Annotated in this window: 25 protein-coding genes and 1 riboswitch; of the genes, 13 read left to right on the top strand and 12 right to left on the bottom strand. The window is 65.8% G+C overall.

The features are described from left to right. Positions 1 to 124 precede the first annotated feature (124 nt). Complete coding sequence (locus ACIBG0_RS30305) at positions 125 to 565, bottom strand: DUF4307 domain-containing protein (RefSeq protein ID WP_397037040.1); 441 nt, start codon at positions 563 to 565, stop codon at positions 125 to 127. A 142-nt stretch (positions 566 to 707) separates the two neighbouring features. Between ACIBG0_RS30305 and mca the strand changes: the two genes are divergently transcribed. After that, on the top strand, positions 708 to 1,574 hold the full coding sequence (mca, locus tag ACIBG0_RS30300; RefSeq protein WP_397037248.1) for a mycothiol conjugate amidase Mca: 867 nt from the start codon (positions 708 to 710) through the stop codon (positions 1,572 to 1,574). Continuing rightward, the gene (locus ACIBG0_RS30295; protein WP_397037247.1) at positions 1,574 to 1,843 is read left to right on the top strand and encodes a hypothetical protein; all 270 of its coding nucleotides are present in this window, start codon (positions 1,574 to 1,576) and stop codon (positions 1,841 to 1,843) included. The genes mca and ACIBG0_RS30295 overlap by 1 nt, the downstream gene beginning before the upstream one ends. Before the next feature lie 175 nt (positions 1,844 to 2,018). On the opposite strand, the gene ACIBG0_RS30290 is transcribed toward ACIBG0_RS30295, so the two are convergent. Further along, positions 2,019 to 2,189: a hypothetical protein gene (locus ACIBG0_RS30290; protein ID WP_397037038.1), complete on the bottom strand. Its 171-nt coding sequence runs from the start codon at positions 2,187 to 2,189 to the stop codon at positions 2,019 to 2,021. 141 nt (positions 2,190 to 2,330) lie between these two features. Here ACIBG0_RS30290 and ACIBG0_RS30285 point away from each other — a divergent pair, with 141 nt between their 5' ends. Next, the gene (locus ACIBG0_RS30285; protein WP_397037037.1) at positions 2,331 to 2,897 is read left to right on the top strand and encodes a TIGR03086 family metal-binding protein; all 567 of its coding nucleotides are present in this window, start codon (positions 2,331 to 2,333) and stop codon (positions 2,895 to 2,897) included. Positions 2,898 to 2,918: 21 nt separating this feature from the next. Here the strand turns inward: ACIBG0_RS30285 and ACIBG0_RS30280 are convergent, their stop codons facing one another. Then, positions 2,919 to 3,473: a GyrI-like domain-containing protein gene (locus tag ACIBG0_RS30280; RefSeq protein ID WP_397037035.1), complete on the bottom strand. Its 555-nt coding sequence runs from the start codon at positions 3,471 to 3,473 to the stop codon at positions 2,919 to 2,921. A 106-nt stretch (positions 3,474 to 3,579) separates the two neighbouring features. Between ACIBG0_RS30280 and ACIBG0_RS30275 the strand changes: the two genes are divergently transcribed. Next, positions 3,580 to 4,482, top strand: a complete 903-nt coding sequence (locus ACIBG0_RS30275; protein WP_397037245.1) for a serine hydrolase — start codon at positions 3,580 to 3,582, stop codon at positions 4,480 to 4,482. Here ACIBG0_RS30275 and ACIBG0_RS30270 read toward each other — a convergent pair. Together ACIBG0_RS30270 and ACIBG0_RS30265 are read right to left on the bottom strand one after the other, a co-directional pair. Beyond that, the gene (locus ACIBG0_RS30270; protein ID WP_397037033.1) at positions 4,434 to 5,381 is read right to left on the bottom strand and encodes a LysR substrate-binding domain-containing protein; all 948 of its coding nucleotides are present in this window, start codon (positions 5,379 to 5,381) and stop codon (positions 4,434 to 4,436) included. The genes ACIBG0_RS30275 and ACIBG0_RS30270 overlap by 49 nt on opposite strands. 23 nt (positions 5,382 to 5,404) lie before the next feature. Continuing rightward, on the bottom strand, positions 5,405 to 6,421 hold the full coding sequence (locus ACIBG0_RS30265; RefSeq protein ID WP_397037032.1) for a helix-turn-helix domain-containing protein: 1,017 nt from the start codon (positions 6,419 to 6,421) through the stop codon (positions 5,405 to 5,407). Between the two features lie 410 nt (positions 6,422 to 6,831). Here ACIBG0_RS30265 and ACIBG0_RS30260 point away from each other — a divergent pair, with 410 nt between their 5' ends. Genes ACIBG0_RS30260 through ACIBG0_RS30250 form a run of 3 tightly spaced genes read left to right on the top strand, consistent with a single transcriptional unit; the run spans position 6,832 to position 12,162 of the window. Further along, positions 6,832 to 7,302 (top strand): hypothetical protein, encoded by a 471-nt coding sequence (locus ACIBG0_RS30260; RefSeq protein WP_397037030.1) that lies wholly within the window; start codon positions 6,832 to 6,834, stop codon positions 7,300 to 7,302. Continuing rightward, a complete protein-coding gene (locus ACIBG0_RS30255; RefSeq protein WP_397037029.1) occupies positions 7,299 to 10,070 on the top strand; it encodes an ATP-binding protein in 2,772 nt (923 codons plus the stop codon). Before ACIBG0_RS30260 ends, ACIBG0_RS30255 begins: the two co-directional genes overlap by 4 nt. A 31-nt stretch (positions 10,071 to 10,101) precedes the next feature. Continuing rightward, positions 10,102 to 12,162, top strand: a complete 2,061-nt coding sequence (locus ACIBG0_RS30250) for a thioredoxin domain-containing protein (protein ID WP_397037027.1) — start codon at positions 10,102 to 10,104, stop codon at positions 12,160 to 12,162. Positions 12,163 to 12,338: 176 nt separating this feature from the next. On the opposite strand, the gene ACIBG0_RS30245 is transcribed toward ACIBG0_RS30250, so the two are convergent. The 3 genes from ACIBG0_RS30245 to ACIBG0_RS30235 form a co-directional block, all read right to left on the bottom strand. Continuing rightward, on the bottom strand, positions 12,339 to 13,919 hold the full coding sequence (locus ACIBG0_RS30245; RefSeq protein ID WP_397037025.1) for an adenylate/guanylate cyclase domain-containing protein: 1,581 nt from the start codon (positions 13,917 to 13,919) through the stop codon (positions 12,339 to 12,341). Continuing rightward, positions 13,916 to 16,201 (bottom strand): MMPL family transporter, encoded by a 2,286-nt coding sequence (locus ACIBG0_RS30240; protein ID WP_397037023.1) that lies wholly within the window; start codon positions 16,199 to 16,201, stop codon positions 13,916 to 13,918. The genes ACIBG0_RS30245 and ACIBG0_RS30240 overlap by 4 nt, the downstream gene beginning before the upstream one ends. Before the next feature lie 149 nt (positions 16,202 to 16,350). Further along, positions 16,351 to 17,040 carry a hemolysin III family protein gene (locus ACIBG0_RS30235; protein WP_397037244.1) on the bottom strand — a complete coding sequence of 230 codons (690 nt, stop codon included), beginning with the start codon at positions 17,038 to 17,040 and terminating at the stop codon, positions 16,351 to 16,353. A 123-nt stretch (positions 17,041 to 17,163) separates the two neighbouring features. Between ACIBG0_RS30235 and ACIBG0_RS30230 the strand changes: the two genes are divergently transcribed. Beyond that, positions 17,164 to 17,952: an isoprenyl transferase gene (locus tag ACIBG0_RS30230; protein WP_397037021.1), complete on the top strand. Its 789-nt coding sequence runs from the start codon at positions 17,164 to 17,166 to the stop codon at positions 17,950 to 17,952. Between the two features lie 112 nt (positions 17,953 to 18,064). Next, entirely contained in the window at positions 18,065 to 18,616 is a 552-nt protein-coding gene (locus tag ACIBG0_RS30225; protein WP_397037019.1) for a hypothetical protein, read from the top strand. Between the two features lie 33 nt (positions 18,617 to 18,649). Here the strand turns inward: ACIBG0_RS30225 and coaA are convergent, their stop codons facing one another. Next, a complete protein-coding gene (gene coaA / locus ACIBG0_RS30220) occupies positions 18,650 to 19,582 on the bottom strand; it encodes a type I pantothenate kinase (RefSeq protein ID WP_397037017.1) in 933 nt (310 codons plus the stop codon). 177 nt (positions 19,583 to 19,759) lie between these two features. Between coaA and ACIBG0_RS30215 the strand changes: the two genes are divergently transcribed. Next, entirely contained in the window at positions 19,760 to 20,956 is a 1,197-nt protein-coding gene (locus tag ACIBG0_RS30215) for a DUF885 domain-containing protein (RefSeq protein ID WP_397037015.1), read from the top strand. Between the two features lie 370 nt (positions 20,957 to 21,326). On the opposite strand, the gene ACIBG0_RS30210 is transcribed toward ACIBG0_RS30215, so the two are convergent. Together ACIBG0_RS30210 and ACIBG0_RS30205 are read right to left on the bottom strand one after the other, a co-directional pair. Then, on the bottom strand, positions 21,327 to 21,776 hold the full coding sequence (locus ACIBG0_RS30210; protein ID WP_397037013.1) for a nitroreductase family deazaflavin-dependent oxidoreductase: 450 nt from the start codon (positions 21,774 to 21,776) through the stop codon (positions 21,327 to 21,329). Continuing rightward, entirely contained in the window at positions 21,730 to 22,236 is a 507-nt protein-coding gene (locus ACIBG0_RS30205) for a PaaI family thioesterase (protein ID WP_397037011.1), read from the bottom strand. The genes ACIBG0_RS30210 and ACIBG0_RS30205 overlap by 47 nt, the downstream gene beginning before the upstream one ends. A gap of 166 nt (positions 22,237 to 22,402) precedes the next feature. On the opposite strand from ACIBG0_RS30205, the gene ACIBG0_RS30200 reads away from it, so the two are divergent. Together ACIBG0_RS30200 and glyA are read left to right on the top strand one after the other, a co-directional pair. Then, positions 22,403 to 23,002: a TetR/AcrR family transcriptional regulator gene (locus tag ACIBG0_RS30200; RefSeq protein ID WP_397037009.1), complete on the top strand. Its 600-nt coding sequence runs from the start codon at positions 22,403 to 22,405 to the stop codon at positions 23,000 to 23,002. Positions 23,003 to 23,004: 2 nt separating this feature from the next. After that, positions 23,005 to 23,089: riboswitch (ZMP/ZTP riboswitch) on the top strand. A gap of 114 nt (positions 23,090 to 23,203) precedes the next feature. Next, positions 23,204 to 24,499: a serine hydroxymethyltransferase gene (glyA, locus tag ACIBG0_RS30195; RefSeq protein WP_397037242.1), complete on the top strand. Its 1,296-nt coding sequence runs from the start codon at positions 23,204 to 23,206 to the stop codon at positions 24,497 to 24,499. 399 nt (positions 24,500 to 24,898) lie between these two features. Here glyA and ACIBG0_RS30190 read toward each other — a convergent pair whose 3' ends face one another. After that, positions 24,899 to 25,648, bottom strand: a complete 750-nt coding sequence (locus ACIBG0_RS30190) for an MBL fold metallo-hydrolase (protein WP_397037008.1) — start codon at positions 25,646 to 25,648, stop codon at positions 24,899 to 24,901. A gap of 69 nt (positions 25,649 to 25,717) precedes the next feature. On the opposite strand from ACIBG0_RS30190, the gene ACIBG0_RS30185 reads away from it, so the two are divergent. After that, positions 25,718 to 26,317, top strand: coding sequence for a TetR/AcrR family transcriptional regulator (locus ACIBG0_RS30185; protein ID WP_397037006.1), 600 nt, complete (start codon positions 25,718 to 25,720; stop codon positions 26,315 to 26,317). Positions 26,318 to 26,519: the final 202 nt, after the last annotated feature.

Below are 26,519 nucleotides of genomic sequence, written 5' to 3'. Positions count from 1 at the left end.
GGCCGCCAATGCAGCAAACACGGCTCCGAGCCCCGGAACCGTGTATCACACCATTTTAGCATGAATCACAAACACGCAGGTCGGCGTTCATTTTGTGGACGCCTCGGTTGTTTATCGCCTCGAATCAACCCGCCCGCAGATACTTCGGCACGTCATCGCTACAGCCGTAGATGCTGCTCGACACCGGCCGGGCGGAGGCGCGAACGACGGTCGTCAGCTCGATGGTGCCGCTGTCGGACGGCTCGATCAGCACCTCGCGGCGGCCCAATTCGGACCCGTCCCTGGCCATCGCGCGTACGAAACACACGACCGGCTGCTGCGGATCCTTGCGGGTGAGCTTGAGATGGACCGAGATGGTGGAGTCGTCGACGACGGTATAGCCGAGCTGTTCGGCGTCGATATCCTCGGGTCCGTACTTCTGGAAGCCGACGTAGGCGACCCCGAGACCCGCGGCGAGCACGACCGCGCCCAGTGCTAACGGAATCCAGCGGCGTGTCGGGCGTGGCGCGGTTCCGTACCGGTCGGCACGTCGGTCGATCGGCGTGTCGCCAGGCGTTTCACTCATGCCGTCTCACTCCGGGGGGTACGTCGGAACAAAAGTCTGTCGAATGGAACTATAGGGACAGGCAGATCGGACCCCGGCGGCGGAGAGTACGAGGTATGACGGTGGTTGATGAGGTGAACGAGACGTGAGTGGCTTTCGGCTCATGGCGGTTCATGCGCACCCCGACGACGAATCGAGCAAGGGTGCCGCGACGACCGCACGGTATGCCGACGAGGGCCACGATGTCCTCATCGTCACGCTGACCGGCGGCGAACGCGGCAGCATCCTCAATCCGGCAATGGACACCCCCGGCGTGTTGGAGCGGATCGATGAGATCCGGCGCGAGGAGATGGAGGCCGCGGCCGCCGCACTCGGCGTGCGCCAGACCTGGCTCGGTTTCGTGGACTCCGGCCTACCCGAGGGCGATCCGCCGCCGCCGCTGCCCGAGGGCTGCTTCGCGCTGGTACCGCTGGAGGAGGCCGTCGAGGCACTGGTCCGCGTGGTACGCGAATTCAAACCGCACGTGATGACCACCTATGACGAGAACGGCGGCTACCCGCATCCCGATCACATCCGCTGCCATGAGGTGTCGATGGCCGCGTTCGAGGCGGCGGGCGATCCGGACCGTTTCCCGGATGCGGGCGAGCCATGGCAGCCGCTGAAGATCTACTACGACCACGGTTTCACCATGGCGCGCCTGGACGTCTTCGCCGCCGAATACGAGCGCATCGGCGAGCCGTTCCCGCTGCAGGAGTGGCTCGAACGCACGCGCGCCTACCGCCAGGGCCGCCCCGACGGCATGACCAGGGTGACCACCCAGATCGAGTGCGCCAAGTACTTCCCGCAGCGCGATGACGCCCTGCGCGCACATGCGACCCAGATCGATCCCAACGGCGCGTTCTTCGCGATTCCGATGGAAATGCAGCAGCGGCTGTGGCCCACCGAGGAGTTCGAACTGGCCAAGTCCAGGGTCGACTCCACACTGCCCGAGACCGATCTGTTCGCCGGTATCGAAGACGAGCACCGGTGATGTTGGTTTTCCTCGCGCAATCTCCCGGCACACCAACCGGACCCGAATTCGGCAAGGCGTCGCCGCTGGGTCTGGTGATCATTCTGTTGTTGCTCGCCGGAACCGTACTGCTGGTGCGCTCGATGAACCGGCATATCAAAGGCCTGCCCGCGACCTTCGAGCCCGACCATCCGGAGCCGGATCAGGCGGCGGACGAGGGCACCGAACCCGGTATAACCCGGCTCGACAACACCGACGTCGAGTCCGATGAAGGGCCTGATAAAAGCTGATTTCGCAGCGGCCGTCCGAGACTTCGGGCGGCCGCTGTTACATTTGCCGCTGCTGTTTCGTCATTGGTGTAGTCGCGGCACGATCCACCGGCCGCAGGTGCTTTCGGGCACAGCTGTGAAGTGAGGACATACCAATGACATTCGAGGATCTGCGCGATGAACTACCCGGCCGGTACTACTGCCGGGCGACCAGGGCGTCGAGGCCGTGGACGTTGACGGTCACCAGCCGGTCGCCGCGATGGTGCGGGCAAGTGACGCCGATGACGTCACCGCGGACCGTCGGCCCTGCGCGCCGGCGGTCCGCAATGCTGGACGGAACTTGCCAGGGCTCGGTGCATTCGACCATATGCTGCGACGGAAAGGCATCGGCGCAACCCTTTAGCGTCTTTGTCGTGCTGGATACCGTGATCTGGGCGGGGTTGGATCGAGTTTGGATGTCGGCTGATTGTGCTACCTCTTCTGCTGACGCTTCGAGCGAAGGATGCCTATGGACAATGTGATCGGACAGATCGACCGCGCACTGGATATGACGGGTGCGATCGTGATCGCCGCCGTCGATGGGGACCGGCTCGCGGCGCCGACGCCTTGTCAGGATTGGGATGTGCATGCGGTGCTCAATCATGCCGTCGGCAATATGCACCGGTTCGCGGCGGAGGTCAGCGGCACCGATGCGGGCGCCGGAATCGAGGACGACTGGCTCGGCGTCGATCCGCAGGGTGCCTTCGCCGCGGCCGCCGAGGTGGACCGCGCCGCCTGGCATCGCCCCGACGCCCTGACCGGCACCGTCCTCCTGGCGCTCGGTGAGCTACCTGGTCCGGCGGCCGCCATGGTCCATCTCACCGAGGTCGTCGCGCACGGTGTCGATATCGCCGTGGCCATCGACCGCCCCGACCTCGCCGATGACGAACTGTGTGCCGAAGTGCTGACCGCCATGCACGCCATGGGTGGGCTCGACAGGTTCCGCAATTCGGGGATATTCGACGAGGAGGTCACGGTACCCGTGGACGCGCCCGCGCACCGTCGACTGCTCGGCTATCTCGGCCGGACCTGGTAACCGCTTGTCGCACAGTCGATCTCAGGCGCGACGCACGGGATGACGCAGGATGGTGCGGGTATTCGCGTCGGGTGATCGGCGCGGATCCGAGAGGTAGATCTCGTGATGGCGGCCGTTCATGACCAAGCCCTCGGCGGCCATGAACGCTTCCATCTTGGCCAGTGTCTGCGGTTCGGTGGCATACGGTCCGATATGCATGACGTGGATCGCGGCACCCTCGGTCAGCCGCTCGAATGTCGCGCCGGACACCATCTCGGCGCTGATCACCTCGGGCATGCGGATCATCAGCTTCCATTGCCACTGTTCGCGTGGCACCGACAGCGGCGGCTCATCGGAGTTCACCCACCACTGGCCCTCGAGCTTCGGGACCACGAAATCCTGGCCGTCTGTCTTGGCGATCTTCTTGGCGCCGTAGGCGGTTCGATACAGCCTCCGCACTGCCTCGGTGTAATTCTCGCCGCCGGGTGCGCCGGAGCCGGTGACCGTCAGGTAGCCGTAGGTGTCGAAGGTGCGCAATTCGGGTTCGGGGGTGGCGGCGTAGTAGTGTCGATCACTCTTTGCCAGATCGAGTTTCATCGTGAGCCCTTCGGTATCGAAATCTCGGACGGTGACGAGCCTGAACCCTCCATCGGTGGGAGAGTCAAGCTGACTCCGCGCGATTCCATGTGGAAGTTTGGCAGTCGTGGAGCAGATCTTCGGTAAGGCCGGTGTCCAGGGTTGGGTGCACGCCCGATGCTTCGATTGCGCCGGTGAGGTGGGGCTCGGTGCCGATGAACCGGTGGTGCTCGCTTCGGTGGTGAAGGTGCCGTTGGTGCTGGAGTTCGCGCGGCAGGTGGTCGCGGGCCAGCTCGACCCGACGGATCGGGTGCGGGCCACCGCGGTCGACCGGCTCGGTGGTATCGGCACCGCCGGATGTCTGGACGATGTTGAATTCAGTCTTCGCGATGCGGCGTTCTTCGCACTGACCGTGAGCGATAACACCGCCGCCGACCTGCTCTTCGATCGCGTCGGCCTGGACAATGTGCGCTCGCTGGTGCGCGAATTGGGGCTTACCGAGACTCGAATCGTCGGGTCGCCCAGATACATCGTGCAGACCATGGCGGAGGATATCGGCGCCTCCGATACCGCCGAATTCGCCCGGCGCTTCCCGACCCTGAGCGTGTCGGATGTGCTCGGCACCCGTGCGATGGATCCGTTGCGTACCACCGCGAGCACGCCGCGGGAGATGACGCGCCTGCTCACCCTGCTCGGCCAGGATCGCGCGGGCGATCCTGCCGCCTGCCGGTGGGTGCGCGAACTCATGGGCCAGCAGCTCAACTGGCACCGTCTCGCCGCAGCTTTTCCGCCGGAGGTGTCGGTGTGGGGCAAGACGGGATCACTGCCCGCGATTCGCAATGAGATCGGCGTGGTGGCCTATCCGGGTGGAAGTCGTTATGCCGTAGCGGTTTTCACCAGGGCGGATACGCTCGCCCAGCGGTTGCCGGAGGTGGATCATGCGATCGGCGCGGCTGCCCGGTCGGCGATTCACCGCATCCGTCACGATCTGCCGAATACGACGTTCCAGGGCCGCTGCGCCACCTCCTGAGCGGGCGCGGGCCGTGATGCGCCGTCGCCCTTGATGACCGTCACGATCAGCTCGGCCAATTCGCGCACCAGCGGATGCGGTGCCGCCGCTGGCCAGGCCAGTGAGAGTCGCCAGTTCAGTGCGTCGGTCAGCGGTCGCCAGACGACGCGCGGTTCCTTTTGCGCGACCATGCCCTGGTCGAAGGCGACGCCGCGACCGGAAAGCACCATACCGAGCACGAATTCGGGATTGCGGGCGTGCTGAACGCGGGTGGGCCGGAACCCGTGCTCCCAGCAGGTGCGCAGGGTCGCGTCGTAGAGGCCGGGCGCGGCGGCGCGCGGAAAGATCACCAGACCGAGTCCGGCCAGGTCGGCGAGGGTGAGCGCCGAGCGGGTGGCCAGCGGCGAATCGCGCGGCAGCACCACGCCGAGCGGTGTGTCGACCTCGGGGCCGAGTTCGAGTCCGACCACGTCGACCGGATGTTGCAGCAGTCCGGCGTCGAGCTGGCGGTCGGCGAGCAGCCGGATCTGCTCGGCGGTGGTCAGTTCCTGTAGGTCGACTCGGACGTCACGGCTTTCGAACGCCGTAAGCATCGCGGCGAGCACCCGCCCGGCCAATTCGGGTGGGACACCGACCCGCAGCGCATCGATCTCACCTCGATGCGCCTTACCAACCAGCCGCTGTGCCCGATCCCAGCGGGCGAGCAGATCGCGGGCCTCCACCAGCAGGATCTGGCCGGCCTCGGTGAGTTCGACGCGTCGGCTGTCCCGGTCGAACAGCCGCGCGCCGAGATCGTGCTCCAGCTTGCGGATGCGCTGGCTCAGCGGCGGCTGCGCGATACCGAGGCGTTCGGCGGCCCGTCCGAAATGCAGTTCTTCGGCGACGGCGACGAAGTACCGCAGCTGGCGCAGGGAGTCCACGCTGCGACGATAACGGTTTCGATTCAGCGGTCGGCGGCGGCGCTTGCTGGTCCGGAAATCGCCAGTCGAGGGAGCTCGAGTGCGGCGTGGCCGGTCAGTCCCTGGCGAAGTTGGCCGGGGGTGGTGTCGAAGCGGCGGCGGAAGGCCTTCGTGAAACTGCTGATCGAACCGAAGCCCAGGTCGGAGGCGATATCGGTAATACTTCGATGCTGATAGGCGGGGCTGCGCAGGCGATCGCGCGCCAGCTTCAGGCGTTCTTCCCGGATGACTTCACTGGGTGTAGTGCCGACATTGCTGAACGCCATTTGAATTTGACGAAGCGACCAGCCGAGCTCACCGGCGACGCGCGTGCCGGTGAGTCCGGGATCTGCGGCGTGGTCGTGGATATATCGGCGCGCGGTCGCTTCGACATGGGTGAGCTGGGACGGTGAGCTCGCCGGGTCGCCGAGGATCTGCATGCACAGCAGGTCCACCATCCGTTCGAACACCGCGTCGAATTGCAGGTCGGTGAGCGCGGTGCATTCGGTGTACAGGCCGTCGAGGATCCCGTCGGTCACCCGCCCGAGCCCAGAGGTGAGATCCAGCGGGTGGTTGGGTGGCACGATGCGGTTGAGGCGATGCTGTATCTCCTTGCGCGGAATCGTGATGATCATCCCCCGCGTGCCATCGGACATGGACATCGCGTACGGCCGGTCGACCGCCACCAGGCACATTGTTCCTGGGGCGAGGATCCCGTACCCGTCGTCGGTGCGGAAGGACAGTCGCCCGGCGAAAGGAACGATCAGCCGATAGTCGTCATCGGGGTCGGCACGGATGTGGCTCGGATTGCGCAGGTAGGTGACGGCATCCGAGTTCCATCCGACGAGCTGGTAGGCGGCGGTGCGCCGCAGTTGGGTATGGCCCGTGAAGTCCGTTCTGCGCGGAAATCTATAGCCGAGCCGGCAGTGGTATGTGCTGATCAGATCGGCCCAATAGTCGGCTCGCTCATGGGGATCCACCACACTTGTCGTGGTGGAGTCGGCGATAGCCGCTGAAGTCATGAATATCGCCTCCGGACTCGACGATCATCGGTGGCCTGGGTGCCGACCCCGATTCGAGAAGAAGTTTAGAGCAGAACCGCGCGGATCACCGCCGGAGCGAGAACTTCCCGTTTCCGAGTTGTGCGCATTCGGACAATGCTCATGCGCTTCAGGACAACCGAGGCAGCCGCGGCGGCGGTTACGGTCCGATAGCTGATGTCCGGATCGGGCCGCCGCGGCGCTCGGTGCCGACCCGATCCAGCTGGTTGCGGACGATAGTCAGGAGTTCACATGCGCGGAATCGTGGTCGCCGACGACGGAACCGGACCGGGACGGGTACTGACCATGACCGAGCTCCCGCAGCGTCGACGGCGGGGGACCGTTGGATGAGGGCAGTCGGAAGTCGTTGGCGCAGCTTCGAATACACTCCGGTGACACCCGGTCCCTGCGCCGTAGCCGTCGATCCCTCGGCGGTGGGGGTGACGCAGCTGTTCGTCGATTGTCTGGTCGTGCGGGTCGTCGTCGAGCCGGGCGATTGTCCCCTGACCGCCGAGGCCGTTCGCGCGATCCGGTACCTGTGCATGGTCAGCGAGGCTGCCTATGTCGTGATCGCTGGAACCCCGCACAGCGCGACGGCAGGTAGTCGATTCAGGCCGTCCGCCCAGCCACCGGACCTTCTCACCCACATCGCCGACACCCTCGATGTGCTGTCGGATCTCGCCGAACGACTGGGGGAATACGGGGAACGCGTCCACCTGATGCCGTTCGGATGGAAGATCGTCTCCCGCGCCGAAAAACCAGCACGCCAATGGGATTTGCCGTCGGTCACCGTGTCCCCCTCGGGGCATGTCGACGTGGTGGCGGATCCGGATCATCGAGCTGCGGCATGTGCGGTTCGTTGACGGCCAGGCCTGCCAAGGAGTCCGGCACGACAGTGCTCGTCGGTCGTGACGGCGAGATCGAGATGCTGGCGGCCCTCACACACCGGGTCGTAGCGGGACACGGTGCCATGGTGCTGGTACAGGGCGAACCTGGTATCGGCAAGACATCTCTATTGGACGCGGCCAGGGTGCGGTGCGCTGCGGCGGGCCTGCATATTCGCATGGGGGCCGCCCGAGAACTTCAGCAGGCCGTGCCGTTCGCCGCACTGGCCTCCTGGCTCGATCACAACACCGACACGTCGGGAATAGATCCGATCCGGCGTCTGCTCGACGGCGACGATCGAGCGGTCGACGTCCCGGCGAGGTCCGAGAGCGCCATCGCCGAGGCGATCGTCGAGCACATCGAAACCTGTTCGGCCAGCGGCCCCCTCGCACTGATCATGGACGACGTCCACTGGGCCGACCCGTGGAGCGTGTCGGTGTTGCAGCGGCTGTCCGCGCGCATCGGTGATCTGCCGCTCCTGCTGGTACTCGCGGCTCGTCCACAGCCTCAGGACTCGCCGTTGACCGCACTTTTGGCCGAACGCCGCGCCACGCTGATCCGGCTCGATGGCCTGACCGACGCGGCGGCCGCGGAAGTGGTGTCGCATATCGTCGGAGCCGACCCAGGACCCGCGTTGCTGCGGGAGGTGGCGGGCGCGCGCGGAAATCCACGCTATATCACCGAATTGGTGCTCTCCTTGCTGCGCGAACAGGCGATCACGGTGGTCGCCGACACCGCGGAGGCGGTCCCTGGGCAGCGCCCGTCCATCACACTGGCCCAGGCGATTTCGCGGCGCCTGGACTTTCTGCCGCGCCGGGCATGGAACGTGTTGGCTACCGCGGCCGCGCTCGGCCCAGTCGTCGACGTCGCCGAATTGGCGGCGGTGCTGAACCACCCCCTCCTGGATGTCTGGGGCGTCGTCAGTGATGCGATGGTGACCGGACTGCTCGAACTCGTCGACTCCGAAGTGGTGTTCCGGCACGATTTGATCCGCCGGGTGCTCTCCGATCAGCTGCCCGCGACGGTGCGCGCCCGTCTGCTGCGCCGGACCGCGGAGGTTCTGCAGGCGACCAATGCGCCTATCGAGCGGATCGCACATTATCTGGCGGTCGCCGACTACGAACTGGACCACACCGGCGTCGAATGGCTGGTAGCCGTAGCCGACAAACTGGCCGTTCGGGCACCCGAGCTGGCGGTGCGGCTGTTGCTGCGCGCGAGAACGGCCGACAATCCACGGCTGATCCGCCTGTATGTCGAGGCGCTGCTGCGGAGCGGACGAGCTGCCGAGGCCGCGGCCGAAGTGCGTGTCGCGCTCGCGAAGTACGGCGACGATATCGAAATGCGCTGGCTGCTCGGCCAAGCCTGTCAGGCTCTGGGGCAGGTCGCCGATGCCGTCGATACCGCCGAAACAGCACTGCGCACCATGACTCTCGATGTCGAGGCGGCTGGCCGTTTCCAAGGCATGTCCGCGGTGCACAATGTGCTCCTCGAGCGGTTCGATGCGGCCGAGCGGGCCGGGCGAAAGGCGATCGCGATGGGGGAATCCAGTGGGAATCCCCGCACCATCGGATACGGCCTCGCGGCCGTTGGTGCGGTCCGGTACTCCCGGGGCCATCTCGCTGACGCGCTGGAGCTGAGCACTCGGATACCCACTGCCTGGGCCGATGGCACCGGCGCTGACCAGTTCGATCCATATGCGCTGCGGGCACACTGTCTGATCGAGCTCGATCGCCTGACCGATGCCGAGGACGTGCTGGGACAGGCGATAGCGCACAATCGTCGCATCCATGGCGTGTATCTGTCCTCGAACCTCGTCGCCAAGGCGCGGCTCTATCTGCTGGCGGGTCGCTGGGATAACGCCGTAGTCGAATGCCGCGCGAGCACAGCGGCACCGGACGTGCTCGGGTACTCGACCGTCGCGCAAACCATGGCGGCGCTCATCGGTATTCACCGCGGCACGTTCCTGCCGGACGTGGACAGCATTCCCATCCGCGACGACCTCGCGGGCACCACCGGATACGCGCACTTGCACCTATGGGCCAAAGCGTTGGCACACGAGGCGCACGGCCATCCTGACTTGGCGTTGAAGCTGCTCGTCGACACCCATCAGCGACTGGCCGATCGCTTGGCCGCGGCGACGCTGTACTACATCTTCCCGGATATCGCTCGACTGGCCGCGGACCTCGGCGATACGGATGCGGCGCTGTCGGTGGCGGCCGCCGCCGACGAACTCGTGGCGCGAGCACCGACCGCCTCGAGGAGTGGGACAGCGCTGCTGTGTCGAGGTCTGGCCGAGCGCGATCCCGATAGCCTGCTGTCGGCCGCCGAGGCCTTCCTGCGGTCCGGACGGCCGCTCTACGAAGCGCAGGCACACGAGAACGCCGCCGTACTGCTCGCAGCCGAGGGACGTGATCGCGAGGCCCGCCACTCGCTGGACACCGCGATCGGCATCTACAGCCGACTCGGCGCATCGTGGGATAGCGCCCGTACGGTCGCACGCGTGCGACCGTACGGGCTTCGGCGCGGTGTGCGCGGTCGGCGCAACCGCCCCAAATCCGGCTGGGCGGCGCTGACCGATACCGAACGCAAGGTCGCAGCGCTGGTCGCCGATGGCTGCTCCAATTCCGGTATCGCGGCGCAAATGTTCCTGTCCCGCCGCACGGTTCAGTCCCACGTATCGAATATCCTCGCCAAACTCGACCTGCGATCACGGCGCGAGATCGCCGTGCACATGCCGCATACCTGACGTGGACCGCATGCCGTGAGAAGCTGACAGGGTGAACCGGCTCGGGAACGCAACCTCTCCGTACCTTCGCCAGCACGCGGACAATCCGGTGCACTGGCAGGAATGGGATGTCCGTGCGCTGGCCGAGGCCAGGGAGCGGGACGTGCCCGTGCTGCTGTCGATCGGATACGCGAGTTGCCACTGGTGCCATGTGATGGCGCACGAATCGTTCGAGGATGCGCGCACGGCGGCGCAGATGAACGACAACTTCGTGTGCGTCAAGGTGGATCGTGAGGAGCGGCCGGATCTGGACGCGGTCTATATGAATGCCACCGTGGCGATGACCGGTCAGGGCGGCTGGCCGATGACGTGCTTCCTCACACCGGACGGTGAGCCGTTCTACTGCGGCACCTACTACCCGAAGGTGCCGCGCGGCGGGATGCCGTCGTTCACCCAGTTGCTCACGGCCATTACCGATACCTGGAACACCCGGCGTGACGAGGTGGACAAGGCGTCTGCGCAGGTAGCCGATGCGCTGCGGGCGCAGGCCGCCGGGCTGCCCGAGGCCGATCTGACGATTTCGGCCGAACTGCTCGATCATGCGGTCGCGGCGGTGCTGCGCGATGAAGATCCGAAGCACGGCGGGTTCGGTGGTGCGCCGAAGTTTCCGCCATCGGCATTGTTGGAGGGACTGTTGCGAAGTTGGGAGCGCACCGGCGATGCCGCGACCTTCGATGTGGTGAATCGGACGGCCGAAGCCATGGCGCGCGGTGGCATCTACGACCAGCTGCGCGGCGGGTTCGCCCGTTACTCCGTCGATGCCGCCTGGGTGGTGCCGCATTTCGAGAAGATGCTCTATGACAACGCGCAACTGCTGCGCGCCTACGCACACCTCGCGCGCCGAAGCCCCGAGCGAGAGTCCTTGGCACACAGGGTTACTCGCGAGACAGTCGAGTTCATTCTCGATGACCTCGGCACCGACCAGGGTGGGTTCGCGTCCGCGCTGGATGCCGACACCCACTTGGAGCCGGGCGGACCGGGTGTCGAAGGGGCGACCTATGTTTGGACCCCCGCCGAGCTGATCGGTGAACTCGGGCCTATCGAAGGTGCTTGGGCGGCAGAGATTTTCGGGGTAACTACCGCTGGGAACTTCGAACAGGGCACCTCGGTGCTCACCAGGTATGCCGATCCGGATGCATTGTCCGACAATGGGACTGGTGTCGAACGCTTCGAACGTGTCCGCGCCACACTGCGCGAGGCCCGTGCGCGACGTCCGCAGCCGGACCGCGACGACAAGGTGGTGACCGCCTGGAACGGCATGGCCATAACCGCGCTTGCTGAAGCGGGTTCGGCACTGCGACAAGATGATTGGGTGCAAGCCGCGGCCCGCTGCGCTCGCTTCCTGCTGGCCGAGCATGTGGTCGACGGCCGGGTGCGCCGTGCCTCGCTCGGCGGAGTGGTCGGCACATCTGCAGGCGTTCTGGAGGACTACGCCTGGCTGGTCACCGGCCTGCTCGCCCTACACCAGGCCACCGGTCGACTCGACTGGCTCGAACACGCACAGCGCCTGCTCGACAAGGCGATCCAACACTTCGCCGACCCCGCCGCACCCGGCAGTTGGTTCGACACCGCCGACGACGCCGAAACCCTCGTCGCCCGCCCTCGCGATCCCATCGACGGTGCGACCCCCGCGGGCGCATCCGCCTTGGCCGAAGCACTGCTCACGGCCGCCGCCATCAGCGCCGCCGACCCTGCCCTTCGCTACCGCGAACTGGCCGAGCAAACCTTGCAACGCGGTGCCGTCGTCCTCGCCCGCGCCCCACGCTCGGCAGGCCAATGGCTGACCGTAGCCGAGTCCGCCCTCCGCGGCCCCCTCCAAGTAGCTATCGCGCTCCCCGACAACGCGAGCTCGGCAACAGAATTGCTCACCACCGCCCGCACCGAAGCCCCAGGCGGCACCGTCATAATCGCCGCACCCCCCAACTCGGTACCCCTCCTGACCGACCGCTCCCCAGTCAACGGCGCCCCCGCCGCCTACGTTTGCCGCGGCTCCGTCTGCGATCTCCCAGTAACCACCCCACCCGAACTACGCGCCTCCCTGCACCGCCGCTAGCCCCACAGGCGGGGCTTAGGTGCAGCAATGCGCCCACGGTGGGAGTGGGCACCGATGGCCGCGACGTCTCCGATATCGCGGCGGAGATTGTTCCGGCCGATTGCCCGAACGACCCGCCGGGAACGGCTCGGCGCAGGCGCCGCCCTGAATCCGGCCGAGGCCACCCGGTCCAGCGATCAGCGATCGTGGGAAGCGGAGTCGGTTGCCGTACGTACTTCGGTGATCCCACTGATGGCTGCCGCATCGCTGGGGGGCTCCGCGCCATCAGGGGTCGAAGCGGCCTCCGCATCGGTCCAGCACGCGGTGGGTTCGGGCATTCCGCGCAACGAAATGTTGTCGTAGAGAACCCATTTCGCGCGCTCGTGCTCGGCTGCGGCCTCGGTGACCGCACCGCTTACCAGGATTCGGCGCGGCACCTCCTTCGCCTCGGTGGTGAGCCGTGCCGCTTCATTGACCGCATCGCCGATCACCGTGTACTCCAACCGCGTATCGGAGCCGATATCACCCGCGAATACCCGCCCGCGTGCGACGCCGATGCCGATATCGAGCTCGCCGGTGGCCGTGACCTCGTCGCGAATGCGCCGCGCTGCCCGCAGCGCGGGTGTCGCATTATCCCGCAATGCGATCGGCGCACCGAAGATACACAGTGCCGCATCGCCCTCGAACTTGTTGACCAGCCCGTTGTTCTCCTCGGTCGCCGCAACCACGATGGCGAGCAGTCGATTGAGTTTGGCTACGAAATCGTGCGGCGTCAGACCACTGGACAACTCGACGGATCCGGTGACATCGACGAACAGCGCCGACACCTCGCGCACGTCGCCGGTGAGATCGACACTCGCGCCCGCCAATGCCCGCTCGGCGACCTCCGCACCGACGTGCCGACCGAATACATCCCGCATTCGCTCGCGTTCACGCAGATTGACGGCGAGTTCATTGACCGAATTCTCCAGCCGCCCGATCTCGCTGGTGCTGCCGACGGGAACCCGAACGTCGAACTCGCCCCTGGTAATCCGATCGAGCGCCCGGCGCAGCGTGCGCATCGGGGTCGCGACCGAACGGGCCAGGATCGTGGTAGCGAGCGCGCCGGATCCGATGCCGACAATGGAGAGGTAGATGGCGGCGCGGACGCGGTCCGGTGCGCCGGAGGCCGGATCGGCGAGCACCGTGATCAGCATGAGCAGCGGCATCGCACCCGCCACCGCCCAGGTCATCACGACTCGCATCAGCACCGAGGAACTCCAATGCGCGGTGGGGCCGAGCACCCTCGACACCACCGGAATGGTCGGACGGATCAATCTGTCGACGATCAGGAAAGTGAATCCGGCAGATTGCAGCGCGCCCAGGGTGAACAGCGCCGTGGTCACCGCCGCACTGTTGTGGGCGGATAGATGCGAGAGCATCGAGGCCGCCACGATCACGCCGGGCAGCCATATCGCCAGGGCGCGGGTGGTTATCGCGATCGGTAGGCGCAGCAGTCGTCGCGCCTCCTCGGCGGTGGGCTTGCGCCCGTCATCGAGCCACCCGAAATATACGGTCCGATCGCGCACGGCGAGCCCGACCCCGGCCAGGAAACCCACCACCGGATAGATCGACGCCAACCCGATGATGCGCCGCCAGTCATCCCCGATCCGGCCGAAAAATCCACTGAGCCATAACTCGGTCACGATCACCGCGAGCCCACCGAGATTCGCGGCGATCACCACCGCCGCCAACCCCCACCGCGCCTTCAGCGCCCAAACAACCAGCTTGGTGATCACGGTGCCCTGACATCCGGAGCGGAACCAGCCTGCGCTGGCGCCTGCCTGCGCACCGAAACCCCGACGCGCACCGGCGCCCCCGACGCGGGCAGCCACCAGTTCCACGTTCCGAAGAACTTCATCAGCGCGGGCACCAAGACCAATCGCACGAGCGCCGCATCGATCGCGACGGCCACCGCGAGCGCCAACCCGATCTGCTTCAGCTCCAGCACGCTCGCGGTCAGGAAGCTGCCGAAGATCACCACCATGATCGCCGCCGCCGCGCTGATCGGGCGGGCCGTGTGTTGGAGCCCGGCCGCCACGGCGTATTCGTTATCGGTCGCGGTTCGCGGGGAGTCCTCCCAGAATTCCTTGATCCGGCGGATCAGGAACACCTCGTAGTCCATCGACAGCCCGAACAGAATTGCGAAGACCATGGTCGGCAGGAATACCTGAATGAATCCGGTGCTGCGGAATCCGAGCAGTGACTCCGCGACGCCCCACTGGAACACCGCCACGGTGATGCCCAGGGCCGCGCCGGTGGCCAGCAGATTCATCACTATTGCCTTGATCGGTAGCGCGATGCTGCGGAAGGCAGCAATGAGGAACACGAACGAGCAGCATAGAACCAGCGCGACCACCAGTGGCAGTTTCCCCGTGATCTCGTCGGACATATCCGCGAACTCCGCCGTCGCACCGCCGACCAGCACGTCTGAAGGCAGTGCGGTGGCCCGGTCGCGAATCTCCCGGACGAGTTGATCGGCCTCGGTGGAATCGAATGCGGTCTTGGCCACCACCATCGCGAAGACGCGCCCGTCTCGCTGGATCGGCAGCACCTGTTGGATGCGCTCATCCGAGCGCAGTGCGGTCAGGAAGTTCTGCACCTCGCCGTTCGCCGCGGCAGGCAGCGGCGTATCACCGGAACCGGTGATCACGATCGTGATCGGCGCGAGTAGTCCGGGCGCGAAATTCTCCGAGGCGACCTTGCTCGCCTTGCCGGACGCGGTGTCGCCCATCGCCGCGGTGCCCATATCCATGCCGTAGCGAATTCCGGTCAGCGGCGCGGCCGCCGCCAGCAGCACTAGCACGGCCGCGGTACCGAATATCACCGGCCGCGCCATCACGGTCCGACTCCACCGCGCCCAGCGCCCGCTTGCCGGATCGGCATCCGATCCGGGCCGGGTCTCCAACGGCTGCCACCGCGCGGGCAGCGCGCCGCGATTCACCCGGGGCCCGAGCATTGCCAGCACCGCGGGCAGCAGTGTGAGCGCCACCATCAGCGTTGCCACCACCGCGATCGCGACGCCGACCGCGATGCCGCGGAACACCGGTGCGCGCACCACAATCAGCGAGCACAGCGAGATCATCACGATGAAACCCGAGGCGACGATCGTCTTGCCCGCCGTGGCGATCGCGATCCCGCAGGCATGCGCCACACCGGCCGCGGAACTGCCGCCCGGCTTCGCGAGCTCTTCACGGAACCGGCTGACCACGAACATCGCATAGTCCAGCCCGATGCCGGTGCCGATCATCGTCGCGACCGCGAGCAACAACGAACTGGTCGCCATCACATGCGACAGCAGAAACAGTCCGCCGAACGCGAGCAAGAGCCCGCTCAACGCCACCATGACCGGTACCAATGCCGCGACCACCGTGCCGAGCGCGAGGATGAGCAGCACGAATGCCACCGGCAGGCCCAGCGCCTCGGCCTGCCCGGAATCGGTCACCTCGATTTCCATGAGATCCCGCAGCACCGGTGAAAAGCCGGTGAGCCCAACGGTCACCCCGTCAGCGGAAAACCGTCGCGCACGTTCCTGCAGCTCACCGGCCAACTCCGCCCGCACCGGAATCGAGCCGTCGATTCCGATGACCGCGAGCGCCGCATGCCTGCTCACCGAGATCTGTGACTTCTGATCCCCTTGGAACGGACCCATCGCGACCCGCACCCCGGGCACTCCACGCAGATCCGCTACCGCCCGCTCCACGATCGCCCGATAGGCCGGATCATCGACGGTCCGCTGCTCGGAATCGAAGACCAGTGCAACCTGTTCGGCTCCCAGATCGGGATAGTGCGCGGCGAGCAGTTCCGTGATCCGCGTCGATTCCGCCTTGTCGGCATGGAACTCCATCGCCTCCAGGCGACCGTTGAGCTGCGGGTAGGCGACCGCGCACGCGGCGATCAGCACCAACCACACCACGACGACGACCCGCCGATGCTGCGCGATCGCAACGCCCCAGCGGTAGCCGATCCCCCGCTCGCTCACGGCCTGCTTTCTACCGGTCTCGATCGTCTGCTGTGCCATATCGCCCCGCCATCTTCTGGATCCGTCCCCAACTCTATTGCCGCAAAGGGCAATTCGGCATATCCGCGATGTTCCGGCTGGCCGGCCAGGTTAGGCCCGGGCATGCTGTGTCCGGGGTGCCCGGTCAATAAGGGGATGCCCAGACGCTCTCAGCGCAGCACGACCAACCAGATCGCGGCGTAGTGGCAGAGGGCGGCGAGCACGGTCGCGGCATGGAAGAACTCGTGGTGGCCGAAGACAAGAGGCCACGGGTTCGGCCATTTGGTCGCGTAGAGAATCGCGCCGCCGCTGTAGACCAGGCCGCCGATGAGCAACAGGATCAGTGGTGCGATGCCGATATTTGTATTGAGCTGTCCGGCCACCGGCACGATCGCCCAACCCAGCAGCAGATACAGCGGTACTCCGACCCAGCGGGGAGCGGTCGGCCACAAGAGTTTCAATGCCACCCCGGCCAGCGCGCCCAGCCATACCACCAGCAGCAGTATCTGTCCGGTCCGTCCGGGTAGGCCGAGTAATGCGAATGGCGTATAGCTGCCTGCGATGAACAGAAAGATCATCGAATGATCGGCACGCTTCATCTGAATGCGTGCCTTCACGGTGGCCCAGGTCACGCGGTGGTAGACGGCGCTGATGCCGAACAATCCACAGACGGTGCACCCGTAGACCAGAGTGGACCAGCCTGCCGTCGCTGAGACGCTCGCGGCTTTCCAGACCAATACGAGCACCGCGATTGCCGCGATGCCGACCGCCCAGGTGTGAATCCACCCGCGCATCCGCGGTTTGAGCAGTGCTGATGTGCCCGGGATCGCCACCGGTGTCGCATCGGTCGCGCCGACCATTTCGGACACGAGTTACCTCCTAGTGATACCCGTCGGTAACCTACGGTACCGTAAGTTTTGAGGTTCCGCGAACACCGTAGTCGAACACAGTCGATGCCGAGATCGCGCCGCTGAGGCGTAGGGTTGGTCGCCGTGGAGCTTCCGAGTCAGGTGCGTGGTTTGCCATACCGCATCTACGAGGCGCGGCTGTCCAAGCAGCTGGCCGGCAAACAACATCCTCGGCACGTCGCGGTGATGTGCGATGGTAATCGGCGCTGGGCCAGAGAAAACGGTTTCACCGATGTGAGCCACGGACATCGGGTCGGCGCGCTGAAAATCGCCGAACTGGTCGGCTGGTGTGCGGACGAGGGCATCGAGATGGTGACCGTCTATCTGCTGTCCACCGAGAATTTGCAGCGCGATCCCGACGAACTGGAGACCCTGTTCGAAGTGATCACCGATGTCGTCGAGGAGCTGTCCGCACCGGAACAGAACTGGAGTGTGCGCATCGTCGGCACGCTCGACGGCTTCCCGGAACTGGTCGCCAAGCGACTGCGCACCGCGGCAGAACGCACCAGCGGACGCGACGGTGTGCATGTGAACGTCGCGGTCGGCTATGGCGGTCGGCAGGAGATCGCGGATGCGGTCCGCAAGCTGGTCCGCCAGGAGATCGCGGCGGGGGAGACCGGCGAGGATCTGGTGCAGTCGATATCGGTGAACTCCATCGGCCAGCACCTCTACACCTCCGGTCAGCCGGATCCCGATCTGGTCATCCGAACCTCCGGTGAGCAGCGGCTCTCCGGATTTCTGCTGTGGCAGAGCGCATACTCGGAAATATGGTTCACCGAGGCGTACTGGCCGGAATTCCGGCGGGTGGATTTCCTGCGCGCCTTGCGCGACTACGCCGCTCGACACCGCCGCTTCGGTGTTTAATTTGCTGGGTCTTTGGCCGCGAACTCCTCGCTCGTAAGACTCGCTCCGTTGTGGTCGTTTCGGCGATCCGGGTTGGGGCCGAAAAGTGAACCCGCGGTGAGTGGATGGGGACATGTCCTATATCGGGTATGAGGAATTCGGTCGGCGCTTTCTGGAATACGCGGCCTCGGAGCAGCGCATCTCCGGTGCGTTCGACCAGTTGACCGGTGCCGGCTTCGATTTCGGCCCGATCGGTGTCGGGCCGGCCAAGTTGGCGAAGGTCGCCGCGCAGGTACGACTCGGGGAGCCGAAGCTGCAACGGTTCGTCGACGAGGTCATCTCCTTCGAACTCGTCATCCCGCTCGATGTCGATCTGCTGCTCGATCTCGCCGTCGACCGGCACCGCTTCCACATCGACGGCAATATTCACCTGCACCTGAGCGTGCGGACGGCCGAACCGCTGCGCGTCATCATCGATATCGCCGAACCGCGCCCGAGCGATGTCCGGATCAATGTGGCCACCGCCACCAAACGCGGACAGTTGCTGCGCATCCTGGCCAGCGTCGATCACGAGATCAGACGTTTCGTGGCGCGCTATATCGCGACCGAAATCCGCAAACCGCATATCGCCGCGGTACGCGATATCGACGTCGCCGCCCGATTGGACGCGGCCTGGCGGCTGTGAGCCCTTCGAGCGACCTGCAAGCAGTCGCTTCGGTTAGAGCTTGCGCAACCGCAGCCGGTTGATGCTGTGGTCGCCGTCCTTGCGCAGCACCAGTGTCGCGCGCGGCCGGGTGGGCAGAATGTTGTCCACCAGATTGGGGCGGTTGGTGGAGTTCCAGATCTCCTTCGCCGCGGCCGTCGCCTGGTCGTCGGTGAAGCCCGCGTAGTGGTGGAAATGCGCGTTCGGATCCGCGAAGGCGGTCTCGCGCAGTGTGAGAAACCGTTGCACGTACCAGTTCTCGATGTCCTCGATGCGCGCGTCGACGTAGATCGAGAAGTCGAACAGATCCGAGACCATCAACCGCGGACCGGTCTGCAGCACATTGAGACCCTCCACGATGAGAATGTCGGGTTGAGTCACGCAGTGGAACTTGCCCGGCACGATGTCGTAGGAGATATGTGAATACACCGGCGCACATACTTCGGCCGCACCGGATTTCACTTCGGTGACGAAGCGCAGTAGTTTGCGGCGGTCGTAACTTTCCGGAAAACCCTTGCGGTGCATGAGGCCGCGGCGAGTCAGTTCCGCGGTCGGATATAGGAATCCGTCGGTTGTGACCAAATCCACACGCGGATGGTGATCCCACCGCGCGAGCAGCGCCTGTAGTACACGGGCAGTGGTGGATTTTCCGACCGCGACGCTGCCCGCGACACCGATGACGAATGGCACCTGCTGATCGGGATGGGTCTCCCCGAGAAAGGTCGCGGTCGCGGCGAACAGCCGCTGACGTGCGGCGACCTGCAGGTGGATGAGGCGAGCGAGCGGGAGGTAGACCTCGGCGACCTCTTCCAGATCGATCTGTTCGCCGAGGCCGCGAAGACCGATCAGTTCTTCCTCGGTGAGCACCAGAGGAGTCGATTTACGCAGCGTCCGCCACTGTTTCCGGTCGAATTCCACATAGGGACTCGGCTCGCTCATTCGTGCCACTTACCCGACACTCCGTTCGGACAAACACGCATACGTCGCGCGCCGACTGTATGAGATTCGGTCCAGCTCTCGCATAGGCGAATTCTGCTCTGCGTCAACATCGTGGGAAACGCGGGGTGCCGATAGGGGGTGGTGACCGGTCGATGACATGGCCGTCAGCGGCTAATGTCGGCGGACATGGAAGCGCATCCCCTCGTGACCGAGTACCTGCGGCTCGGTTTGGCATTCGACCGGCTGGAGGAAGGTTTCGTCGACGCATATACCGGTGATCCGGCGCTGCGTCGCGAGGTGGAGAACGCGCCCGCTCCCGAACCGCGCGAGTTGGCGCGTCGGGCGGCAGCTTTGCGTGCGGAACTACCCGCGGCCGGATTGTCAGGGCAGCGGACGGAATTCCTCGATGTGCACCTGCGCGCGCTGGAATGCTCCGGTCGTAAGTTCGCGGGCGACGATATCGGGTTCGTCGACGAGGTACGCGCGTACTTCGATGTCGATATCGCGCCCGGCGATGTCGAGGACTACCGCGACGCGCACCGCCAGATGGACGAGGTGCTGGTCGGTGACGGCCCCCTCGCCGAGCGCGTGACCGCTTTCCGCAAGGCCGATGAGATTCCGCCGGAGCGCTTGAGCGTATGCGTCGAGGCGTTCTCGAGCGCGTTGCGGGAACGGGTGCGCGAGCGTTATCCGCTGCCCGACCATGAGCGCGTCACCTATGAGGTGGTGGGGGATAAGCCCTGGTCCGGGTTCAATTATTACCTGGGCAACTATCACTCCCGGGTGGCGATCAACTCCGATCTCAAACAGCATATGGCGCATCTGCCCGGCCTCATCGCGCATGAGGCCTATCCCGGCCATCACACCGAGCACTGCCGCAAGGAGGCCGGTTTGGTGGCCGATGGGCAGGCCGAGCAGACGCTGTTCCTGGTGAATACCCCGCAGTGCCTGATGGCGGAGGGCCTGGCGGATTTGGCGCTGCGCTCGATCGTCGGACCAGGCTGGGGCAAGTGGGCGCAGGAGATCTACGCCGATCTAGGGCTGCGTTTCGAAGGTGAACGCGCCGAACAGCTTTCGAATGCTTCGGCCAAATTGCTCGGGGTCAGGCAGGACGCCGCACTGCTGTTGCACGACCAGCGCCGCGACGCCGACGAGGTCGCCGAATTCCTGCAGCGCTGGGGCCTGACCACCCAGGAACGCGCCCGCCAATCGCTGCGCTTCCTGTCCTCACCCCTGTGGCGCGCCTACATCAGCACCTACGTCGAGGGCTACCGCCTGCTCGGCAGCTGGCTGGACCGCGCCGTCGACGCCGACGACCGCGCCGACCGTTTCCGCCGCCTGCTCGACGAACCCCTCACCCCCGGGGCCCTTCGCGCCATGTGATTACTGGATGACCGCGCAGCCGCCACTGGAGATGGTGCAGATCAACTGGGAGAAGGTGCGCAGGAGGGCATCGAGCGGGGACGTGGGGATCGAGATCGGGTTCAGCATGGCGCGTCCTCGGGGTCGTGGCGTGGACAATCTCGCCAGTGAAACCGGTGGCGCAGGCCGTGGCGTTAACGCCGGTCTACCTCCAATAGCCTTGCACAAGAGGCACGGTCGACCTGCGGCTTCTTCCGGAAGCGATCGCCGCAGCCGAACGCTCTCCTTGGGCCCGCGCACCCAGTACACAGGGCTGCCGTCGCCACAACGGGCGTGCACTTGGAGACTACGTCTATCGCGCGCCCCCGCTCGGCGAGCGTGAGAGGCATCCTCAGGCTGCGGTAAACGTGATACGGACCGAGATCGGGTCGGATTCCAGTGCCTTGATCGTCCAGGCTGTGGCCGATTCGGCGGCGTGGCCCTTGGCGAAGGACCGGGCGCGGGCGATCACATCGTCATCGGGGACGAAGGCCGCGGTGCCGGTGTGCCAGCGCTTGCCCTGACGCAGCCGGACCTGCGGATTCGCGGCGATATTGCGGGCCCAACCCGCGCGATGGCCGTGCTGGGAGATCAGCCATGCGCCATCGTCATCGATGGAGACGGTGACCGGCACGCGGCGCGGCTGTCCGGATTTGGCGCCGATGGTCTCCAACTCGGCGATCATCGAGGAGCGGATACCGATTCGATCCAGCAGTCCGACAGTGGGGTTGACGAGATAGCGCCCGACGAGCCGTTCACGACGGAACTTGCGTGCGGCTGCTGCTGTGCTGCGTTGAGTCATGGCTGTGCTCCTTCGAGCGGAAGATGACGCAGGTCGTGGTGCCGTGTGCGACCAACTTGCCCTGGTCGTCCACAACGCGACCCTCGGCGGTCGCGGTGGTGCGGCCGACGTGGATGGTGGTGCCGGTCGCGATCAGGCGGCGGCCGTCGGTGGGTACCGCGCGGATGTAGTTGATCTTCAGTTCCAGCGTGGTGTAGCCCACACCGGCATCGAGCGTGGTGTGCACCGCGCAGCCCATAACCGAGTCGAGCAGGGTGGCGCAGATTCCGCCGTGTGTGGTGCCGAGCGGGTTGGCGAAATCGGGCCGGGTTCGCAGCGCGAAGACCGCCTTGCCGAATTCGAGTTCTTCGACTTCCAGGCCGAGCAGATCGCCGATGAACGGCGGCCGCGAGTCGGTTGTCATCGCGATACGCAGCAGTTCGAGTCCCGACAGCTGCGACAGGTCGGTCGGTGCGCTCATGACTGCGCCTCGCTGGCGCTCGGCTTCGCCATGACCGCCCGGGCGGCTGTGTCGATTTTTCGCTCTCTCATGAATCCCGTCCTTTCGGTGAACCGATTGGTCCACATCTGTCATGATTGCAGCATGGACCGATCGGTTCATGCAAGCATGAGCAAGGAGGATGGCGGTGACCTTGGGTCCGCGCGACCGGCTGATCGAGAGCGCCATCGAGCTGGTGCGCGAACAGGGCGTGCACGCCGCCGGGCTCGCCACGCTGCTCGAACGCAGTCATGCCTCCCGTAACTCGCTCTACCAGCACTTTCCATCCGGTAAGAGCGAGCTGGTCGAGGTCGCGACCAAGACGGCGGGCGCGCGTCTGGTCGCGGTGACCGACAAGATCACCGGCTCCGGAACCGCCGAGCAGTGGATCGCGGCGCTCATCGGCTGGTGGCGGCGCACGCTCGAAAAGTCCGCGTTCTCCACGGGATGTCCGATCGTCGGTGCCGCACTCGCCGAATCCGAACCGCGGGTACAGGCCGCCGCGGGCACTGTCTTGACCGACTGGACCGACCGACTCGCGAACGCCTTGTGCGACAAGGGCTTACCCGCCGAGGACGCGCGTTCGCTGGCCGGATTCGTCATCAGTGCGCTGGAGGGCGCCGTCATCCAATCGCGGGCGCTGAAATCCACCCGGCCGCTCGACGATGCGCAACTGCACCTCACCGCCTTGTTGCGGTCCGCCGTACCCGGGGCTCGAGGTATCGGCCCGTCACCGACCCACGGATAAGATGATGGGACCGCGACTGGCGCACTCGAGGTGGAAGCAACCACCGGGAAGCACCCTCGCCCCGCACCGCGCGCCTGGGTGCCGGGCTCATGGGCCTCGGGGTGCGCACTCCGGGGCACCCGGACCACGGAGGTTGCGATGCATACCGACACACAGAACCCCCTGATCGGTGCGGCGCGGCCGGACAATAGACTCGGCCAGGTGACGCAGACGACCGCCTCTGTCAATACCCAATCCCTCGGTGAGCTCGATCCCGAGCTCGCTGCCGCGATGGCAGGCGAACTCGCCCGCGAACGCGACACCCTCGAGATGATCGCCTCGGAGAACTTCGTGCCGCGCGCGGTGCTGCAGGCGCAGGGCAGCGTGCTCACCAATAAGTACGCCGAGGGTTATCCGGGCCGTCGCTACTACGGTGGCTGCGAGCATGTCGACGTTGTCGAGACCCTGGCCCGCGACCGCGCCAAGGAACTCTTCGGCGCCGAATTCGCCAATGCGCAGCCGCATTCCGGCGCACAGGCCAATGCCGCGGTGCTGATGGCGCTGATGGAGCCGGGCGACCGGCTGCTCGGCCTCGACCTCGCGCACGGCGGCCACCTCACCCACGGCATGCGGCTGAACTTCTCCGGCAAGCTCTACGAGGTGCACTCCTACGGGGTCAGCAAGGAAGACCACCGCATTGATATGGAGGAGCTGCGCAAGACCGCGCTCAGCTCGCGCCCGAAGGTGATCGTCGCGGGCTGGTCGGCCTACCCCCGGCACCAGGACTTCGCGGCGTTCCGGGAGATCGCCGATGAGGTCGGCGCGAAGCTGTGGGTCGATATGGCGCACTTCGCGGGGCTGGTCGCGGCGGGTCTGCATCCCTCGCCGGTGCCCTACGCCGATGTGGTGTCCTCCACCGTGCACAAGACCCTGGGCGGTCCGCGCTCCGGGCTGATCCTGGCCAAGCAGGAGTACGCCAAGAAGCTCAACAGCTCGGTGTTCCCCGGTCAGCAGGGTGGCCCGCTCATGCATGTGATCGCCGCCAAGGCCGTCGCGTTCAAGATCGCGGCGAGTGCCGAATTCAAGGAGCGCCAGGAGCGCACCCTCTCCGGTGCCAAGATTCTGGCCGAGCGACTCGGCGGCGCCGATGTCAAGGACAAGGGCATCAGCGTCCTCACCGGCGGCACCGATGTGCACCTGGTGCTCGTCGACCTGCGCAATTCCGAGATCGACGGTCAGCAGGGTGAGGATCTGCTGCACGAAATCGGAATCACGGTGAACCGCAACGCCGTTCCGTTCGACCCGCGCCCGCCGATGGTCACCTCCGGCCTGCGCATCGGCACCGCCGCCCTGGCCACCCGCGGCTTCGGCGATGCCGAATTCACCGAGGTCGCCGACATCATCGCCACCGCACTGGCCGGGGGCTCCAACGTCGACACCTTGCGTGCCCGCGTCACCAAGCTCGCTCGGGACCTGCCGCTCTACAACGGCCTCGAGGACTGGCACCTGCTCGGCTGAACCTGTCATATTCGCCTGGGAATCCGACTGCGCGCCAACGGTATCCGTTCGCGCGGGGATTCCCAGGCGAATTCGTTTCGGCTGAGCTGTCATATTCGCCTGGGAATCCGGCTGCGCGCCAAGGGTATCCATTCGCGCGGGGACTCCCAGGCGAATTCGTTCGTGGACAAGACCGAAAGCGTCTCCGTCGGCGGACGCCTAGCCGGTTCCAACCGGGCAGCGGACTCGTCCGCCGGATGCTTGGTTGGGCTCCTGTTCTGTCGGTTGTACGGGGCTGCTCGAACATGAATCGGGTGAGCGGATGTGGATCGGCAGTGGCTGCCCCTCGTCGGTTGTCTGCGCGTGCACCGTTCGATGAAGGGGATAGGTCGGTGGGGCAACAGATGGGCGGGCGGTCATTCAGAGGGGGAGGGGTTGGCCGGGGCTGAGAATATGAACGGTGGTGTCCGGGGCCAGGGCGGCAGTGGCATCGCGGTAGAGGTCGGGGCGGTTGCGGGTGGATTTGGTCATCAGTCGGTCGCCGAGAGTGCCGCTTGTGAAGGCGTAGTGGATGGGGACGGCGAGCCGAGGGTGTAGGGCGCGGGTGAGGTCGGCGGCTTCGGTGGCGTCCATGACGACCTGATGGTTGAACGCGGGTCGGATGCGCAGGCCGTTGATGGGCAGTAACGCCAAATCCAAATCCTTGAAGTGATCGGTGATTTCGTCCAGTTCGGCGATGCGGAGGGTGTCCGCGCCGAAGAAGATACTGTGGCCGTCGGCGCGCAGTATGAAGGTGACCTCGGGGACGCCATGGCTAGCGGGCGTGGCGGTCACCTCCACTGGGCCGAGATGCGTTGTCTGCCAAGGATCCAACTCGACGACATTGTGAAAACCAGCCGACCGCACCTGTTTTGCGAGGCCACGCACGACGGCGAACGGCACATTCTTGTCCGGGTAGCTCCGCAGCGCCCCCAGATCGCAGTGATCGTAGTGGGCGTGGCTGATCACGATGCCCGCCAACTCCGGGAGATCGACGGCGGTGGCGATGCTGCGCGGCTCGCCCTGGTAGTAGAAGCGGCGTTCGGACAACCACGGATCGGTGAGGATTCTGGCACCGTCGAAGTCGAGCACGACACTGGCGTGGACAACGCGAGTCACGATGACGGACATGAGCTTTCCTAACAAGACAGATGTCTACTGATGGTTGTCAGTTGACACCTGTCTTGTTAGCCTGTCAAGGTGACGGCGAAGAAAACCACCGCGCGGGACCGCAACCGCCGTGGCGAAGGCGGCCGCCTGCGCGAGGAACTCGTGGCGGCGGCGAGTCGCCTGCTGGAAACATTGGACGGCCAGGAATCGCTGTCGCTGCGTGCCGTCGCGCGGGCGGCGGGAATCGCGCCGCAGAGTGTGTACCTGCACTTCGCCGACCGACAGGAATTACTGACCGCGGTATACGAGGTCCGCTTCGCCGAATTGCGCGCGGCGCTATCGGTAGCGTCATCGTCGGACGGCCCCACCCGCCTCACCGAAATATGTCGCGCCTATTGCGAATACGGCCTACAGAACCCGGGCCACTACCGCGTGCTGTTCGGCACGGCGGGTACCCCGGGCTGGGAACCGACCGATGCCCAGATGCCCGGGCTGCCGCTCTTCCGACTCCTGGCCGACGCGGCCCAAACCTGCGGCAGCATCGACCCGACCGCGACCGCCACCTGCCTCTGGGCCGCCATGCACGGCCTGATCACCTTGCGCCAAGACCGTCCCAGCTTCCCCTGGCTCGACCTCGACACCCTCCTCGTCACCCTCGTATCCGCCCACCTAGCCGCTGCCCAAAAGTAGCCCCGGCCAGCTAACCAAGATCAAGTGGTATCCATGGCGGCATCGGGCGAGTAGCCCCTCCACCAGTGCCACCTGATCTTGAATTGTCCTCCTCGCGGGGCGGTGGCTGCCGCTCGCCCTGGGTCGCCTTGGCATACCCCGCGCCCTGGTCCGCGCGCCCGGTTGATCTCTACGTACCAATCCCCGGCCGTGCTGTGAAATG

Origin of the sequence: Nocardia sp. NPDC050630, from assembly GCF_044457245.1 — a bacterium.
In the GTDB taxonomy this organism is placed as follows: Bacteria; Actinomycetota; Actinomycetes; order Mycobacteriales; family Mycobacteriaceae; genus Nocardia.
This window is presented reverse-complemented; position numbering and strand designations above follow the sequence as displayed.

Coding starts and splice junctions, on each gene's coding strand:
- ACIBG0_RS30285 (WP_397037037.1), top strand. CDS start 2,331: ATGGACAATGTGATCGGACAGATCGACCGCGCACTGGATATGACGGGT.
- ACIBG0_RS30210 (WP_397037013.1), bottom strand. CDS start 21,776: ATGACTCAACGCAGCACAGCAGCAGCCGCACGCAAGTTCCGTCGTGAA.
- ACIBG0_RS30240 (WP_397037023.1), bottom strand. CDS start 16,201: ATGGCACAGCAGACGATCGAGACCGGTAGAAAGCAGGCCGTGAGCGAG.
- ACIBG0_RS30295 (WP_397037247.1), top strand. CDS start 1,574: ATGTTGGTTTTCCTCGCGCAATCTCCCGGCACACCAACCGGACCCGAA.
- mca (WP_397037248.1), top strand. CDS start 708: ATGGCGGTTCATGCGCACCCCGACGACGAATCGAGCAAGGGTGCCGCG.
- ACIBG0_RS30290 (WP_397037038.1), bottom strand. CDS start 2,189: ATGGTCGAATGCACCGAGCCCTGGCAAGTTCCGTCCAGCATTGCGGAC.
- ACIBG0_RS30305 (WP_397037040.1), bottom strand. CDS start 565: ATGAGTGAAACGCCTGGCGACACGCCGATCGACCGACGTGCCGACCGG.
- ACIBG0_RS30280 (WP_397037035.1), bottom strand. CDS start 3,473: ATGAAACTCGATCTGGCAAAGAGTGATCGACACTACTACGCCGCCACC.
- ACIBG0_RS30225 (WP_397037019.1), top strand. CDS start 18,065: ATGTCCTATATCGGGTATGAGGAATTCGGTCGGCGCTTTCTGGAATAC.
- ACIBG0_RS30205 (WP_397037011.1), bottom strand. CDS start 22,236: ATGAGCGCACCGACCGACCTGTCGCAGCTGTCGGGACTCGAACTGCTG.
- ACIBG0_RS30215 (WP_397037015.1), top strand. CDS start 19,760: ATGGAAGCGCATCCCCTCGTGACCGAGTACCTGCGGCTCGGTTTGGCA.
- ACIBG0_RS30265 (WP_397037032.1), bottom strand. CDS start 6,421: ATGACTTCAGCGGCTATCGCCGACTCCACCACGACAAGTGTGGTGGAT.
- ACIBG0_RS30235 (WP_397037244.1), bottom strand. CDS start 17,040: ATGGTCGGCGCGACCGATGCGACACCGGTGGCGATCCCGGGCACATCA.
- ACIBG0_RS30190 (WP_397037008.1), bottom strand. CDS start 25,648: ATGTCCGTCATCGTGACTCGCGTTGTCCACGCCAGTGTCGTGCTCGAC.